Origin of the sequence: Brevundimonas sp., from assembly GCF_013912065.1 — a bacterium.
GTDB lineage: Bacteria > Pseudomonadota > Alphaproteobacteria > Caulobacterales > Caulobacteraceae > Brevundimonas.
The window spans coordinates 177342-194497 of sequence record NZ_JACESA010000005.1 but is presented as its reverse complement, the minus strand read 5'-3'; the positions used below and the strand labels follow the sequence as shown (position 1 = coordinate 194497).

Below are 17156 nucleotides of genomic sequence, written 5' to 3'. Positions count from 1 at the left end.
TTACGGCGTTCCTGTGGGGCGCGCCACCAGATGTAGTAGTTATCAACGGCTGAATCGTCCCGCCCAAGGTCGCCCCCCTTCTTTCGGACCGGCCGCGAAAGAGGGGCGTTTCGTGGCCCGGCGCTGCGGCGGCCGGGCCACAAATCGACACAAAGCGACATTGTGGCGCTTGCGGGGCACATTGCTCCTGTGTCATGTAACCGATTACATTATTTATCGACGGACCTTCGATAAGAGGGCCGGTACGATGAGTTTGGAGAGGAATCCTTGGATATCGTCGCCCCATCATCCGCGAACGGACGTTCGCCGGTCGCCAAGGCCGCCACGATCCGCGACGTCGCGGAACGGGCCCAGGTGTCCGTGGCGTCGGTGTCGCGCGTGCTGAACGGGTCCGACGCCATCACGGAAACCACGCGCCGTCGCGTGCTCGATGCGGTCGATTTCCTGCACTACGTGCCGCACGTGGGGGCGCGCAGCCTGTCCACCAGCCGGACCGACACCATCGGCGTCATCTTGCCCGACCTGTTCGGCGAGTTCTTTTCCGAACTGATACGCGGCATGGACCTGGCCGCCCGCGCCCACGGCAAACACCTGATCGTCTCCAGCTCGCACGGCGACACCGAGGAGACCCTGGCGGCCCTGCGTTCGATGCGCGGACGGGTCGACGGGATGATCGTCCTGTCCCCCCATGTGCGCGCCGCCAACCTGGCCGCCGACGTCGCGGGGCGGACGCCCGTTCTGGTCATGAACGGCGGGATGGACGAGACCGGTCGGCCGTCGATCGCCGTCGACAATCACGGCGGCGCCGTAACCGCGGTCCAGCATCTGATCGCCACCGGCCGCCGCCGCATCGCCCATATCCGGGGCGCCGCCGGCAACCTGGAAGCCCAGATTCGCGCCGAGGGTTACGCCAGCGCCCTGGTCGACCAGGAGCCGATCATCGTCGAGGGCGACTTCTCCCAGGCGGCGGGCCACCGGGCGGCGACCCGGCTGATGGCGCTGGAGCCGCGGCCGGACGCCGTGTTCGCCGCCAACGACATGATGGCCCTGGGCGCCCTGCTGGCCTTCCAGGAGGCCGGGCTGCGCTGTCCGGAGGATGTGGCGGTCGTCGGCTTCGACGACGTGCCCCTGGCCGCCCTGGTGCGGCCGACCCTGACCACGCTCAGAGTGAATATCGCGGAGATGGGCCGAAGGGGCGTCGAACGCCTGATCGGCCTCGTCCAGGCCGGCCCCAACGCCGACGCCGACGCCGCTTGCGAAATCGTCCGGCCGGTTCTGGTCGAACGACAATCCACCGCGGCGGCTTCAACCGCCGGGTCAAACCCCGATTGAACGGCGTCGCCGTCACAGATCGGGCCCATCAGGAGGGGACACCAGGATGATCAAGTTCAATACCCGTAGCGCGGCCCTAGCGGCCGTATCCGCATTCGCCATCACCGCGGCTTTCGCCGGCGCCGCTTCGGCGCAGGTCGCGACCTCGACCATTCGCGGCAGCGTCACCGATGGGGGCCAGGCTGAGGCCGGAGCCGTCGTCGTCGCGCGCGACGTCAACTCGGGCTTCACCAACCGCGCGACGGTGAACTCCCAAGGGGGCTACACCCTGTCCGGCCTTCGTCCCGGCACCTATGTGGTGACGGTGACCACGGCGGACGGCGATACGGCCACGGACACAGTGTCTGTGGGTGTGGGTCAGGTCGGCAGCCTCGATCTAGTTGTCGCGGCGCCGACGACCGCCGAAGCCGGCGCGTCGGAGTTGGGCGAAATCGTCGTCGTCGGGCGCCGCTTGGCGGAAGTCCGCACCCCGGAGAGCGCCACCAATATCACGACCCAGCAGATTCAGACGCTGCCGCAGATCAACCGCAACTTCCTGAACTTCGCCGCCCTGGCGCCTGGCGTTCGGGTCTCTCAGAACGAAACTGAAGTCACCATTTCGGCCGGCGGTCAACGCGCCGAATCGGTCAATGCCTTCATCGACGGGGCTAGTCTGAAGTCCAACATCATCGCCGGCGGCATCGCCGGTCAGGACGATAGCCGCGGCAATCCCTTCCCGCAGGCTGCGATCCAGGAGTTCCGCGTCGTCAGCCAGAACTTCAAAGCGGAGTACGAGCAGGCGTCTTCGGCAATCATTACGGCCGTGACCCGGTCAGGCACGAACGAGTTCCATGGCGAGGTGTTCGGCACCTATCGTGATGAAAGCATGGTGACCCAGGACGTGTTCGCCGACAGGCGCAACGAGGAGAAGGCCGATCTGACGGTCAAGCAGTATGGCGCAGCCTTGGGCGGACCGATCATTCAGGATCGTCTGCACTTCTTCGGCAGCTATGAGCACAAAGAAGAGAACCGTGCGGCGACGGTCAACCTGGGGCGTCAAGATCCGGAATATCAGCAGCAATTCGCGCAATACCTCGGCACCGTGGCAACGCCGTTTGAAGAAGATCTCTATTTCGGAAAGCTGAGCTTCCAACCGGCCGAAGGTCATCTCATCGATCTGAGCGTCACTTATCGGGACGAGGGCGATGTCACCAATGTGGGCGGCGCCAACACGGCTGAACGCGCAACGGGGCTGCAGCAGACGACCAAGAGCGCCAACCTGCGTTATCAGTGGCAGGGTCAGGGCTTCCTGAACGAGTTCGCCATCGACTACCGGAACTACAACTACAATCCGACAGCGGCCAATTTCGATACGCCGGGCGCCAGTTATCGGGTGTTTGACAACGAGTACGACCCGTTCGGCGGCGCGGCGATCCTGAACATCGGTGGCGCCAGCACGCGTCAGGACATCACCGACGAGGCTGTCACCTTCCGCAACGACCTGACCTTCACCGACATCGAATTCAACGGCTTCCACACCATCAAGATGGGCGTGAAGTTCTCCAACCAGGACTATCACGTCGAGAAGGAGTTCGGTCGCAATCCCGAGTTCTTCTATGACATCGACGGGGGCGCCAGCGGTGACGCCTCGGTGCCGTATCGGGTCCAGCTGGGCAATGCATTCCCGACCGTCGATCTGACCAACAAGGTCTATGGCGTCTACATCCAGGACGACTGGCAGATCACCGACAAGCTGGAGCTGAACCTCGGCATCCGCTGGGACTATGAGGACAACGCCAGCAACCCGGATTATGTGACGCCCCAGTCGGTCGTCGACGGACTGAACCAGTGGATCGCCTCCACCGACGGCGGCAAGCCGGCCGGCTATGCGCCGAGCTGGTTCAACATCGACGATTATATCTCGACCGGCGACAACCGCGATCCGTTCGCCAACGCCTTCCAGCCGCGCATCGGCTTCTCCTACGACGTCTTCGGCGATCGCGGGACGGTGATCTTTGGCGGCGCCGGCCGCTACTACGACCGGGTGAACTTCAACTTCGCCTTCGACGAGATCGCCAAGCCGTTCGACAACTCCAAGAACGCCTTCTTCACGACCACGCCCGGGGCTGTGCAGGACGGCAGCTCGGCCAATCCGTTCCTGTGGGATCCGTCCTATATGACCACGGAAGGCCTGGACGCGCTGCTGGCGACCATTCCCGCCAAGGGCGAAGCCTTCCTGCTGAAGAACGACTATGAGCCGCCGCGCACCGACCAGTTCAATCTGGGCGTTCGTCAACGGATCGGCGACTGGCAGACCGAGTTCACCCTAGCCTATGGCAAGACCGAGAACGAGTTCACCTGGCAGTATCTGAACCGTTGCCGCGAACCCAACTACGGTAACGACGGCGACGGCTTCGGCGACAACGGCGGCTTCTGCGGGCCGGGCGCCGCAAACCCATATCGCTCCTACCTGGTGTCGGATCACAACAAGGAGCGGGAGTTCACCGCCCTCTACGTCAAGCTGGACAAGCCCTACACGCGCGACTCCGGCTGGGGCGTGAACATCGCCTACACCCTGTCGGATTCCCAGCAGAATGGCGGCAACGACAACTTCTGCTTCGATTGTTTCTCGGTCGAAAGCTCGCCCATGCGGAACTCGGCCAACAACGAGCGGCACAGGATCGTCGCCAACGGCATCGTCGACCTGCCGCTGGACTTCCAGCTGTCGGGCATCCTGACCCTGGGGTCGGGCACGCCGTTCAACGTCTTCGACGGCTCGGAATCGACCTTCTACTTCCGCCCGTACGGCGCCTATCCGGAGAAGGAGAACTTCTTCATTCCGAACGCCTTCGCCTATCGCAATCTGGATCTGCGTCTGACCAAGAATCTGGACATGGGTGGCGCGGGCGAGTTGCAGCTCTATGTCGACGCCATCAACATCTTCGACTTCAAGAACTACAGCGGCTTCGACGGCAGCACGACCTCGGCGAGGTTCGGCAACCCGAGCAGCGTGCTGTTCCCGACCCGGACCTTCCAGGTCGGCGCGCGCTACTCCTTCTAACTCCCCCTGAGCCTGGGCCGTCTTCCGCTTGCGCGGGAGGCGGCCTTCTTTTTTAGATACAGACCCAGTGAGCGTGACGATGAACCGTCGAAACTTCCTGATGCGAACCACAGCTGGAGCGGCGGCCATGGCGGTCGGCGGCGCTATTGCGAGTCAGGCCATGGCGCAGCAGACGGGTTTGGCGCAGCAGGCGGATGCGGCGCAGCGCGGCAGCGGCGCGGTCAACGGGACCCAGCGGCGGCCGTTGCGGCTGGACCGCGAGATCGACGAGCTTCAGGAACGCACCTTCCGCTGGTTCGAGAAGGTCACCGACCGGCGGACCGGCCTGACGCCGGACCGCTGGCCCAGCAAGTCTTTCTGCTCCATCGCCGCCGTCGGCTTTGCCCTGACCTGCTGGCCTATCGGGGTCGAGCGTCGCTGGATGAGCCGGGACGAGGCGCGCGAGCGCACCCTGATCACCGTCCGCTATTTCCAGAGCCTGCCGCAGGGGCCGGAACCGACCGGGACGGCGGGACACAAGGGCTTCTTCTATCATTTCCTCGATATGGAGACGGGACTTCGGTACCGGACCAACGAGCTGTCGACCGTCGATACGGCCCTGCTGATCGCCGGCATGCTGTTCGCCGCCCGCTATTTCAACGGCGACCATCCGCAAGAGGTCGAGATCCGCAGCGTGGTCCAGGCCCTGTACGAGCGGATCGAATGGCCCTGGGCCGTGGTGCGCGTCAACCGGATCACCATGGGCTGGCATCCCGAGACCGGCTTCATCCCGTCCGACTGGCATGTCTATAACGAGGGCATGCTGATCCTGCTGCTGGCCATCGGCAGCCCGACCCATCCGGTCTCGGTCAATGTCTGGCACGAATGGGCCGCCAGCTATGACGAGAGCTGGACCGACCGCTGGGGCAGCTGGCACCTGAATTTCGCGCCGATCTTCGGCCACCAGTACAGCCATATGTACGTCGATTTCCGCGGCATCCAGGACGCCTGGATGCGAGGGCAATCGGCCCAGTTGGGCGAATATCTGGACTATTTCGAGAACAGCCGTCGCGCGGTCTACGCCCAGCAGAAGTACGGCCACGACAATCCGGGACAGTGGGTCGGCTATTCGTCCGAGACCTGGGGTCTGACGGCCTGCGACGGGCCGGGGGATTTCAAACAGGTCATCAACGGCGTCGAGCGCGAGTTCTTCAGCTATTCCGCGCGCGGCCCCGGTGACCGCGACGACGGCACCATCGCGCCGACGGCGGCGGCCAGCTCCATCGCCTTCGCGCCCGAGATCGTCGTGCCCTGCGTCAAGGCGATGAAGAGCCGGTTCGGCGCGGGGATCTATACCGAGTGGGGCTTCCTCGACAGCTTCAACCCGACCCTGACGTTCCGCGACGGGCCGCTGCTGCACGGCAAGATCGTGGACGGCGTCGGCTGGGTGGCGGACGATTATCTGGGCATCGACCAGGGGCCGATCGTCGGCATGACCGAGAACCACCGCTCGGACTTCATCTGGCGCTACATGCGCGACGAACCGCATATCCGAAAGGCGCTGGAGACAGCCGGCTTCACCGGCGGCTGGTTGAGCGCATGAGATCAGGCCCGCATAGGCGAGGCGCTCTTGCTTTGCTTGCGGGCGGGGCCGCCGCCGCCTGCACGCCGCCTCGTGCGGGCGAGACCGTGCTGCGCTTCTGGGCCATGGGCAACGAGGGCGGGACGGTGGGCGAACTGATGCCCGAGTTCGAACGGCGCAATCCGGGCGTCCGCGTCTCGGTCCAGCCCCTGCCGTGGACGGCGGCGCACGAGAAACTGCTGACGGCCTATGCCGGGTCGTCGCTGCCGGACGTCAGCCAGATCGGCAATACCTGGGTGTCGGAACTGACCGCCATCGGCGCCCTGTCGCCGACGCCCCCCGCCGCCGCCGACCTGCTGACCGACCAGTTCGAAGCGGTGCTGGAGACCAATCAGGTCGCCGGCCGGGCCATGACCACCCCCTGGTATGTGGACACGCGTCTGCTGTTCTATCGCACCGACCTGATGCGCCGCGCCGGCTTCGAGGCGCCGCCGCGCGACTGGGCCGAGTGGAAGCGGGCCATGCACGGGGTCAAGCGGGTGGCGGGGCAGGGGAATTTCGCCATCCTGCTGCCGCTGAACGAGTTCGAGCAACTGCTGACCTTCGGATTGCAGAGCGACGAGCCGCTGCTGCGAGACGAGAATACGCGGGGCAATTTCTCCAACCCAGGCTTCATCGCGGCCCTGGCCTTCTATCGCAGCCTGTTCGCCGAGGGGCTGGCGCCCCTGGCCTCGGCGGCGCAGATCTCGAACGTCTGGACCGAGTTCGCGCGCGGCTATTTCAGCTTCTACTTCTCCGGTCCGTGGAGCGTGGGGGATTTCCGCAGCCGTCTGCCGGCGTCGTTCCAGCCGAACTGGGCCACGGCGGGGGTTCCGGGGCCGAACGGTCTGGGCGCCTCGGCGCCGGGCGGATCCAGCCTGGCGGTGTTCAAGTCGTCGCCGCACCAGGAGGCCGCCTGGGCCCTGGTCCGCTATCTGTCCGAGCCCATCGTCCAGGCCCGGTTCAACACCATCGTCGGCGACCTGCCGGCCCGCAAGAGCGCGTGGGAGATCGCGGCGATCGAGCGCGACCCGATGCTGGCGCCCTTCCGCGGGCAGTTGGAGCGGGCCAAGGCCGTGCCCAAGGTGCCGGAGTGGGAGCGGATCGTCACTGAAATGCAGATCGTCGCCGAGCGTATGGTGCGCGGCGAATATGCGCCTGAAACCGCCGCGGCGGAGATCGACCGCCGCGCCGACCGGTTGCTGGAGAAGCGCCGCTGGATGATGGGACAGGGCAGGGCCGTATGACCGTCGCCGATCCCACATTGGCGCGGGCCAAGCCGTCGCGCGGACCCGGCGCCCGCGAGCGCGCGGCCTGGGTTTTCGTCGCCCCTGCCATGATCGCCATCGGCCTGTTCTTCGCCATTCCGGTCGTCGCGGCCCTGCTGCTCAGCCTGACCGACTTTGACATCTACGCCCTGGCCGATCTGGACAATTTGCGGTTCGTCGGCTGGCAGAATTACGAACGGCTGATGACCAATCCGCTGTTCTGGGGGGCGATGAAGAACACCCTGACCTTCGCCGTCCTGGGCGTGCCCCTGTCCATCGCCGCATCGCTGGCCGCCGCCGTCGTGCTGAATGCGCGGGTGGTGAAGTGGCGGCCGATCTGGCGCGTGATGTTCTTCGCCCCCTATGTCACCACCCTGGTCGCGACGGCCGTGGTGTGGCGCTATCTGCTGCACACCCGCTACGGCGTCATCAACTGGGGGCTTGAGAGCATCGGCCTGCCGGCGGTGGACTGGCTGGGCCAGCCCTCGACCTCGATCCCCGCCATCCTGATGTTCGTGGTCTGGAAGATCTTCGGCTACAATATGCTGATCTTTCTGGCCGTGCTTCAGACCGTGCCGGACGACCTGTACGAGGCCGCCCGCATCGACGGCGCCGGGCCGTGGAAACAGTTCCGCCATGTCACCCTGCCGGCCATCGCGCCGACGACGCTGCTGGTCTCGATCATCTCGGTCGCCAGCTTCTTCCAACTGTTCGCCGAACCTTATGTGATGACGCAGGGCGGCCCGGCCCAGAGCACGGTGACGGTGCTGTATTTCATGTACGAGGAGGGCTTCAAATGGTGGAACCTGGGCTCCGCCAGCGCGGTCGCCTTCGTGCTGTTCCTGTGCATTCTGGCGATTACCCTGGTGCAGTTGGCGGTGGCGAAAAGGGTGGGGGCGTATCAGTGATGGTCGCCCGTTCTCGTGTCCTACACACCCGTCATCCTCGCCCTTGTGGCGAGGATCCATACGCCAGGTGGCTGGATCGTGCCCCCACTCCTAGACCGGGAGTATGGATCCTAGGGACAAGCCCTAGGATGACGGCGATTGGGAAGGCGAGAAGCAGGACGACAGGCACGGCGACAGCGACGGGAACGGGGGTGAGGCGATGAAAATCAAAAGCCTGTTCCTCAACCTCGCCGTGGCCCTGATCGCCCTCATCGTCCTGTTCCCGCTGGTCTGGATGACCTTGGTCAGCTTCATGCCCACGGGCGAGGCCGCGACCTTCCCGCCGCCCCTGGTCCCGTCGCGCTGGACGCTGGAGCATTATCGCGACCTGTTCCTGAATCAGGGCATGGGGCGGTATCTGTGGAACAGCTTCGCCCTGGCCACCCTGGCGACGATCCTGGCCCTGAGCTTCACCGTCCCGGCCGGCTACGCCTTCGCCAAGCTGAAGTTCGCCGGGCGCGAGCGGCTGTTCCAGCTGCTGGTCGCCGCCCTGGTGGTGCCGGCCCAGATCGGCACCCTGCCGCTGTTCCTGATGCTGAAGGGGATGGGGCTGGTGAACACATACGCCGGGGCCCTGGTGCCGTGGCTGGCCTCGATCTTCGGCCTGTTCCTGGTGCGCCAGTATGCGCTGAGCATTCCCGACGAGATGCTGGAGGCCGCCCGGATCGACGGCGCCGGCGAGGGCCAGATCTTCCGCCGTATCGTCCTGCCGACGCTGCAGCCGATCATCGTCACCCTGGGCCTGTTCGTCTTCCTGGGCAGCTGGAACGACTTCTTGTGGCCGTTGATCGTCCTGACGGACCAGTCGAACTACACCCTGCCGGTGGCCCTGGCCGCCCTGTCGCGCGAACATGTGCAGGACGTCGAACTGATGATGGCCGGCGCCGTCGTCACCGTCGCGCCCGTGCTGATCCTCTTCCTCGCCCTGCAACGCTACTACATCCGCGGCATGCTCGCGGGCAGCGTGAAGGGGTGATGTCTGTTCCCATACCCACCCCTCCAAAACCGTCATCCTAGGCCTTGTGCCTAGGATCCATACGCCCGGTGTCCAAGGCGTGCGTCCCGTCCTCGACGGAGTCTATGGATCCTCGGGACAAGCCCGAGGATGACGGGTTGGGGGAGTTAGCTGGAGTACTCCGAATGCGTATCCTGACCTCCGCCCTCGCGCTCAGCGCCGCCCTGATGGCCGCCCCCGCCGTCGCGCAGGACACGCGCGTCCTCGACGCCATGGACGACGCCGCGCGATGGCAGGCCAGCGCCTCCACCGACGTTCACGCCGCCGTCAGCGCCGTGGCGGGACACGACGGTCGCGCGGTCCGGCTCGACTACGACTTCGACGGCAAGGCGGGCTATGCGGTGCTCAGCCGGCCCCTGCCGTTCGACCTGCCCGATAATTACGAGATCAGCTTCTGGGTGCGCGGCGCCGGGCCGATCAACACCTTCGAGGTCAAGTTGACCGACGCCTCGGCCGAAAACGTCTGGTGGAAACAGACGGCGCGCTACGACTTCCCCGACGGCTGGACCAAGTTCGTCATCAAGCGCCGCCAGGTCTCCAAGGCCTGGGGGCCAAGCCCCGAGACGGTGCTGCGTCGCGCCGAGCGGGTCGAGTTCGTCGTGGTCGCGGTGGAAGGCGGCAAGGGGGCGGTCGAGATCGACCAACTGAGCCTGCGCGCCTTGCCGGTCGATCCCGCCGTGCCGCCGCAGCCGGTCGCCGCCGACAGCCGACCGCAGACGACCGCCGCCAACGCCGTCGATCTGGACCCCAAGACCGCCTGGACCCCGCTGGTGAGCGAAGCCTCGGCCCTGACGCTGGACCTGGGATACGAACGCGAGTTCGGCGGCCTGACCCTGCGCTGGGGCGAGCGGGGCGCGGCGGCCGACTATCGGATTTCGGCGTCTATAGACGGGCGGGACTGGCGCGAACTGACGTCCGTGCAGGGCGGAAACGGCGGCGTCGATTGGCTGCGCACGCCCGAGACGACCGCGCGCTGGCTGCGGCTGGAGCCGCTGAGGCCGGTCCCCGCCTCGGACGTGGTCGGCTCCTCCGGCGCCGGCCAGCGACTGGGGGCGGGGCAGGCGACCGCCTACGCCCTGAACGAGATCGAGGTTGAACCCCTGGCCTTCGGCGAGGACGCCACGGCCTTCGTCGAGGCCGTGGCGAAAGAAAACCGGCGCGGCCTCTATCCGCGCGGCTTCTTTGGCGAACAGCCCTACTGGACCCTGGTCGGCGTGGACGGCGGCGGCGAGAGCGGCCTGATCGGCGAGGACGGCGCCATCGAACTGCGCCGCGCTGGCCCCAGCATCGAACCCTTTGTCGTCGACAACGGCCGGCTGATCACCTGGGCTGACGTCAATATTGAGCAGGGGCTGGAGGACGGCGACTTGCCGATCCCGTCGGTGACCTGGACAGCCGACGACTGGACGCTGAAGATCACGGCCTTCGCCGACGGGACGCCGGACCAGGCCCGGCTGTGGGGCCGTTATGACCTGACCAACACTTCGAACCGGTCGCGCAGCCTGACCCTGGCCCTGACGGCGCGACCATTCCAGGTCAACGGCCCGGTCCAGTTCCTGGCCATTCCAGGCGGCGTCGCGCCGGTCGAGCGGATCGCCTGGGACGGCGCGAGCCTGACGCTGAACGACGATGTCCACATCCACGCCCTGACCCCGCCGGACGCCGTGGCGGCCTCCAGCTTCGATTCTGGCGCGGATCCTCAATCATTGATTTTGCCGTCGGCACGACGCCCAGCCGGCGCACCGGTCGTGGTGTCCGACGCCACAGACCTGCCGGCCGGCGCCCTGCTGTATGAAGTGACGCTTCAGCCCGGCGAGACGCGCACCTTCGGCTTCCTGTCGCCGCTGGCCGGCGAGACGCCGCAGACCGGGCAGGATGTCGCCGCCCTGGACCGGGCCGAGCAGGCCCTGGCCGCCGAATGGCGCGAGAAACTGGACCGGGTGGACCTGACCCTGCCGCCCGCCGCCCAGCGGATCGAGGACGCGCTGAAGTCGTCCCTGGCCCATATGCTGATGTCGCGTCAGGGCCCGATCCTCCAGCCCGGCACCCGCAGCTACAACCGCTCCTGGATCCGCGACGGGGCCATGATGGCCGAGGGGCTGAACCGGCTGGGCATGGCCGATCATTCCGCCGACTATCTGCGCTGGTACGCCCCCTATGTGTTCGACAACGGCAAGGTCCCGTGTTGCGTCGACGCCCGCGGCGCCGATCCGGTGCCCGAGAACGACAGCCACGGGGAGTTCGTCTTCCTGGCCGCCGAGACCTATCGCTACACCGGCGACCAGGCCCTGCTGCGTCAGGTCTGGCCCCAGGTGCAGAAGGCCATCGCCTATATGGACGACCTGCGGGCCTCGACCCGTACCGCAGCCTTCCAAACCGCCGACCAGCGCCATCTGTACGGCCTGCTGCCCCCGACGATCAGCCATGAGGGTTACTCGGACAAGGCGGCCTATTCCTACTGGGACGATTTCTGGGGCCTGCTGGGCTACAAGGACGCGGTCTTCATCGCCGAGACTCTGGGGGAGACCGAGGCCGCCGCCCGGTTCGCTGCAGCGCGCGATCAATTCGCCGCCGACATCCGCGCCTCCATCGTCGCGACGGCCGACCACCACGACATCGACTGGATCGCCGGCGCCGCCGACCGGGGCGATTTCGACGCCACCTCGACCACCATCGCCCTGTCGCCGGCGGGGCAGAAGGATGATTTGCCGCCTGAGCTGTTGGCGCGAACCTTCGATCTGTATTGGGAAAACTTCCAGAACCGGTTGAACAATCGCACGGCGTGGAAGGACTACACCCCCTATGAGTGGCGGCTGGTCGGCGCCTATGTTCGGCTGGGCCAGAAGGACCGCGCTCTGGCGGTTCTCAACTTCCTGATGGCCGACCGCCGGCCCGAGGCCTGGAACGGCTGGGCCGAGGTGGTGGGGCGCGACAAGCGCGAGCCGCGCTTCATCGGCGACATGCCGCACGCCTGGATCAGCTCCGACTATATCCGTTCGGCTCTCGACCTATTCGCCTATGAGCGGGACCGGGATCACGCCCTGGTTCTGGCTGCGGGCGTGCCGGAGGCGTGGCTGGATACGGCTGAGGGCGTAGGGGTGCGCGACCTGCGCACGGCCTATGGCCCGCTGACCTATGCCTATCGCAAACAGGGGGCGGGGTATGTGCTAACCCTGGGCGGAGCGGCGACGCCGCCGGGGGGGTATGTGCTGCAATGGCCGGCCGGTGAGGGGCGGCCGGACACGGTGCGGATCGATGGGCGGGCGGCGCGGTGGACCGGCGATGAGCTGGTGATACCGGCGGGCGCGCGGCGGATCACCCTCAACTGATCCTTCTCCCATGGGGAGAAGGTGGCCCGCAGGGCCGGATGAGGGACCGGCGGTGGGCCAACTCGCACCACCGCGCCCCTCACCCTTTCGCACAAGATCGATCGCTACGCTCTCGGGCGCTCAAGCCCTCTCCCAGCGGGAGAGGGTCTATTCTTCCGTCTTGGCTTTGGCCTTCTTGGCTGGAGCCTTCTTCGCGGCCGGCTTCTTCGCAGCCGCAGCCTTCTTCGGCGCGGCCGCCTTCTTGGCCGGAGCCTTCTTCTTCGGCGCGGCGCCGGCCTTGGCGGCGAGGAGGGGCAGGGCGGCTTCCAGGGTCAGGTCTTCCGGCGCCGTGCCCTTCGGCAGGGTGGCGTTGATCTTGCCCGACTTGACGTAGGGCCCGAAGCGGCCGGCCATGACGTGGATCGGCTCGCCCGTTTCCGGGTGGGCGCCCAAGTCCTTCAGCGGGGCCGTGGCGGCGCCGCGACCCGGACGACCGGCGCGTTTTTCGGCCAGCAGGGCTACGGCGCGGTTCAGGCCGACCTCGAACACCTCGTCGATGTCCGAGACATTGGCGTAGGTGCCGGCGTGCAGGACGAAGGGTCCGTAACGGCCCAGGCCCGCCGTGATCATCTTGCCGTCCTCGGGGTGAACCCCGACCTCGCGCGGCAGGGCCAACAGGCGCAGGGCCTGGTCCAGGGTCAGGGACGCGGGCGACCAGCCCTTGGGCAGGGACGAGCGTTTGGGCTTGTCGCCCTCCGGCGGCGTGATTTCGACATAGGGTCCGAAACGGCCGATCTTCAACTGCACCGGCTGACCGGTCGCCGGGTCGATCCCCAGTTCGCGGTCGCCGCTCTCGGCCGATCCGTCCTCGGCCGAGGGGCTGGCCACCGGACGGGTGTATTTGCAGTCGGGATAGCGCGAACAGCCGATGAAGGCGCCGAAGCGGCTGGTCTTCAGGCTGAGCTGGCCCTGGTGGCACAGGGGGCATTCGCGCGGGTCCGACCCGTCTTCTTTGGCCGGGAAGATATGGGCGCCGAGGCTTTCGTTCAGGGCGTCGAGAATGGCCGTGGTGCGCAGCTCGCCGGCGGCCTGGGTCGCGGCGTGGAAATCCTGCCAGAACTGGCGCAGCAGCACCTTCCAGTCCAGTTGACCGGCCGACACCTCGTCCAGCTGGGTCTCCAGCGCGGCGGTGAAGTCGTATTCGACCCATTTCCTGAAGAACTGCTCCAGGAAGGCCGTGACCAGCCGTCCCTTGTCCTCGGGATAGAAGCGGTTCTTGTCGACGCGGACGTATTCGCGGTCGCGCAGGGTCGACAGGGTCGAGGCGTAGGTCGAGGGGCGGCCGATGCCGAGCTCTTCCAGCTTCTTGACCAGGGTGGCTTCCGAATAGCGCGGGGGTGGTTCGGTGAAATGCTGGTCGGTGCGGATGGCGTCGACCTTAGCCTTGGCGCCCTCCTTCAGGGCGGGCAGGCGGCTGGTGTCGTCACCTTCGTCGTCGCCTTCGGCGCCCTTCTGCTTCTCGTCGCGGCCTTCCTCATAGACGGCCAGGAAGCCGTCGAAGGTGACCACCTGGCCGGTGGCGCGCAGGCCGGTCAGGCCGTCCGGGGTTTCGATCTCGACCGTGGTGCGGTCCAGGCGGGCGGCCTCCATCTGCGAGGCGACCATCCGTTTCCAGATCAGCTCGTACAGGCGCTGGAGATCGGAATCGAGGCGCAGGCTGTCGGGATGACGGGCGATGTTGGTCGGCCGGATCGCTTCGTGCGCTTCCTGAGCATTCTTGGCCTTGGTCTTGTAATAGCGGGGCTCTTGCGGAACGAAGGCCGGACCAAACTCCTTGCCGATGACCTCGCGCGCCTGGGCGATGCCCTCGGGCGTGGTCTGGACGCCGTCGGTCCGCATATAGGTGATCAGGCCGCCGGTCTCGTCGACTCCCTCATACAGTTTCTGCGCCGCCTGCATGGTGCGCTGGGCGCTGAAGCCCAGTTTCCGCGCGGCTTCCTGCTGAAGGGTCGAGGTGGTGAAGGGCGGCGCCGGGTTGCGGCGGACGGGCTTCTTCTCGACCGAGTTGATGGTGAAGTCGCCGGCGTCGATGGCCGCGCGCGCGGCGCTGGCGGTCGCCTCGTCCTTGATGTCCAGACGCTGGACCCGCTTGCCCTCATGCTTGACCAGACGGGCGGTGAAGGGCGGGCTGTCTGCGTTCAGGTCGGCCTCGATGGACCAGTATTCCTGCGCCTTGAACTTCTCGATCTCCATCTCGCGATCGACGACGATACGCAGGGCGACCGACTGGACGCGACCGGCCGAACGGGCGCCCGGCAGCTTGCGCCACAGGACCGGCGAGAGGGTGAAGCCGACGAGGTAGTCCAGGGCGCGGCGGGCCAGATAGGCCTCGACCAGCTCCATGTCGAGCTGGCGCGGATTGGCCATGGCCTCGAGGACGGCGGACTTGGTGATGGCGTTGAAGGTGACGCGTTCGACGTGCGTGTCCTTCAGCGCCTTCTTCTTGTTCAGCACCTCGAGCACGTGCCAGCTGATGGCCTCGCCTTCGCGGTCGGGATCGGTCGCGAGAATGACGCGGTCGGCGCGCTTGGCGGCCTCTGCGATCTCGGACAGGCGCTTGGCGCCCTTGGCGTCGGCTTCCCAGTGCATGGAGAAGTCGTCGTCCGGCAGGACCGACCCGTCCTTGGACGGCAGGTCGCGGACGTGGCCGTACGAGGCCAGGACCTCATAGTCCGAGCCTAGATACTTATTGATGGTCTTGGCCTTTGCGGGGCTCTCGACGATGACGAGGTTCATGCGTGTCCGGTCTCGGGAAGGGCGCGAACGTGGTTGGAGCGGAGCCGTGTGTCAATGCACCGGCCGCCGGACGTCCGTAAACTTGGGTGGGAATAGCGGCTGACTATCACGGATTGAGCGAGAATCCGGAAGAGACTTCGCTATATCGAGGCGAGGCCTCCCGGCAGGAGTTCGGCGCGACCGGCCAGACTCAGCTCCAGCAGGGCGGCCGCGACCTGACCCATCGGGGCGTTCAGGGCGCGGGCGATCTCGTCGCGAGGCGTCGGAGTGGGCGAGAGCAGGGCGGAGACGCGGTCCAGGAAGGCGTCATCGACGTCGCCATAGTCTATTGGATCGGACGGCGGCTCGCGCAGGGTGCGCAGGGTATGGAAGGCGCGTTCGATGTCCTCGATCCCTTCGCACAGGATCGCACCCTGGCGCAGAAGCTCGTTCGGACCACGGGCGCGCGGGTCGAGGGGGGAGCCCGGCACGGCGAAGACGTCGCGCCCCTGTTCGGCGGCGAGGCGGGCGGTGATCAGGGAGCCCGACTTGATCTCGGCCTCGACCACCACGACGCCCCGCGACAGGCCCGAGATGATGCGGTTGCGGCGGGGAAAGTCGCGCGCCTGGGCGCGGGCGCCGACGGGGCTTTCGGAGACGACGCAGCCCTGGTCCGTCAGGCGGGCGTAGAGGTCGGCGTGTTCGGGCGGATAGACGTCGTCCACCCCGCCCCCCAGCACCGCGACCGTGCCGGTGGGCAGGGCGCCTTCGTGGGCTGCGGCGTCGATGCCGCGCGCCATGCCCGAGACGACGACATGACCGGCCTGGCCCAGTTGCTGCGCCAGGCCGCGCGCGATCCGCTGGCCGCCCGCCGAGGCGATGCGGGCGCCGACGACGGCGACGCTGGGGGCATTCAGCAGTTCGGCGCGGCCTCGGACCCACAGAATCGGCGGTGGCGGATCGAGGGCGGCCAACATCTGGGGATAGTCGGCGTCGCCCAGCACCAGCAGCCGGGCGCCGATCCGGTCGCCGTCGGTCAGTTCACGCTCGACCCGTGCGACGGGCGGGGGAACGGAGGCGGCGCCGGACTTGCGCACCAGATCGGGCAGGATGTCGAGCACGCGAACGGCCGAGCCGTGGCGGGACAGAAGCTGGGAAAAGGCGACGGGACCGATGCGGTCGGTGCGGGCGAGCCGCAGACGGGCGAATCGTTCGTCCGCCGACAGGCTCACGTCTTCTTGGCCCCGATACGCGGTTCCTCGCCCTTCAGCAGCCGGGCGATGTTCTGGTGGTGCCGGATCCAGATCAGCACGGCGGCGAAGACGGTCAGGGTCAGGATCGGCATGGGCACGGGCAGGCCGACGGCGGCCAGCGGCAGCAGGGCCAGCAGGGGCGCGGTCGCCGAGGAGATCAGGGCCGCCAGCGACGAATAGCGGAAGACGAAGGCGCTGATCAGCCAGACCGCCCCGGCCATCAGGCCCAGGGGCCAGGCGGCGGCGATCAGCAGGCCGTAGAAGGTGGCGACCCCCTTGCCGCCCTTGAACTTCAGCCAGACGGGAAACAGGTGGCCCACGAAGGCCGCGCCGCCGGCGATGGCGCCGGCCGCCTCGCTGTCGAACAAGGCGCGGGCGATCAGCAGGGCGGCGGCGCCCTTGCCGGCGTCCAGCAGCAGGGTGGCCAGGGCCAGGTCCTTGCGTCCGGTGCGCAGCACATTGGTCGCGCCGATATTGCCGGACCCGATGTTGCGCACATCCCCGGCGCCGGCGGCGCGGGTGATCACGACGCCGAACGGAATCGAGCCGAGCAGATAACCGCCCAGCGCGACCAGCGCCAAGGTCCCGAGCACGGGGCCTGCCAGATCCTGCACCTTG

The 17156-nt window shown here is 67.0% G+C and carries 10 protein-coding genes; 7 read left to right on the top strand and 3 right to left on the bottom strand.

Going from position 1 to position 17156, the window contains the following annotated elements; all coding sequences use genetic code 11:
- The first annotated feature begins 267 nt into the window (after window positions 1-267).
- The 7 genes from H2037_RS06395 (at window position 268) to H2037_RS06365 (ending at window position 12531) form a co-directional block, all read left to right on the top strand.
- On the top strand, window positions 268-1332 hold the full coding sequence (locus H2037_RS06395; RefSeq protein ID WP_292119233.1) for a LacI family DNA-binding transcriptional regulator: 1065 nt from the start codon (window positions 268-270) through the stop codon (window positions 1330-1332).
- Between the two features lie 46 nt (window positions 1333-1378).
- Window positions 1379-4372 carry a TonB-dependent receptor gene (locus tag H2037_RS06390; protein ID WP_292119231.1) on the top strand — a complete coding sequence of 998 codons (2994 nt, stop codon included), beginning with the start codon at window positions 1379-1381 and terminating at the stop codon, window positions 4370-4372.
- Window positions 4373-4451: 79 nt separating this feature from the next.
- Window positions 4452-5954 (top strand): glucoamylase family protein, encoded by a 1503-nt coding sequence (locus H2037_RS06385; protein ID WP_292119228.1) that lies wholly within the window; start codon window positions 4452-4454, stop codon window positions 5952-5954.
- A 32-nt stretch (window positions 5955-5986) separates the two neighbouring features.
- Window positions 5987-7219, top strand: coding sequence for a sugar ABC transporter substrate-binding protein (locus tag H2037_RS06380; protein WP_292119225.1), 1233 nt, complete (start codon window positions 5987-5989; stop codon window positions 7217-7219).
- Window positions 7216-8148: a sugar ABC transporter permease gene (locus tag H2037_RS06375; protein ID WP_292119223.1), complete on the top strand. Its 933-nt coding sequence runs from the start codon at window positions 7216-7218 to the stop codon at window positions 8146-8148. Before H2037_RS06380 ends, H2037_RS06375 begins: the two co-directional genes overlap by 4 nt.
- Window positions 8149-8347: 199 nt before the next feature.
- Window positions 8348-9163 carry a carbohydrate ABC transporter permease gene (locus tag H2037_RS06370; RefSeq protein ID WP_292119220.1) on the top strand — a complete coding sequence of 272 codons (816 nt, stop codon included), beginning with the start codon at window positions 8348-8350 and terminating at the stop codon, window positions 9161-9163.
- Between the two features lie 164 nt (window positions 9164-9327).
- A complete protein-coding gene (locus tag H2037_RS06365; protein WP_292119218.1) occupies window positions 9328-12531 on the top strand; it encodes a discoidin domain-containing protein in 3204 nt (1067 codons plus the stop codon).
- 147 nt (window positions 12532-12678) lie between these two features.
- Here the strand turns inward: H2037_RS06365 and topA are convergent, their stop codons facing one another.
- From topA to plsY, 3 genes are all read right to left on the bottom strand, one after another.
- On the bottom strand, window positions 12679-15306 hold the full coding sequence (gene topA / locus H2037_RS06360; protein ID WP_292119215.1) for a type I DNA topoisomerase: 2628 nt from the start codon (window positions 15304-15306) through the stop codon (window positions 12679-12681).
- Window positions 15307-15446: 140 nt separating this feature from the next.
- A complete protein-coding gene (gene dprA / locus H2037_RS06355; RefSeq protein WP_292119212.1) occupies window positions 15447-16517 on the bottom strand; it encodes a DNA-processing protein DprA in 1071 nt (356 codons plus the stop codon).
- The gene (gene plsY / locus H2037_RS06350) at window positions 16514-17152 is read right to left on the bottom strand and encodes a glycerol-3-phosphate 1-O-acyltransferase PlsY (protein ID WP_292119209.1); all 639 of its coding nucleotides are present in this window, start codon (window positions 17150-17152) and stop codon (window positions 16514-16516) included. Before plsY ends, dprA begins: the two co-directional genes overlap by 4 nt.
- Window positions 17153-17156 lie beyond the last annotated feature (4 nt).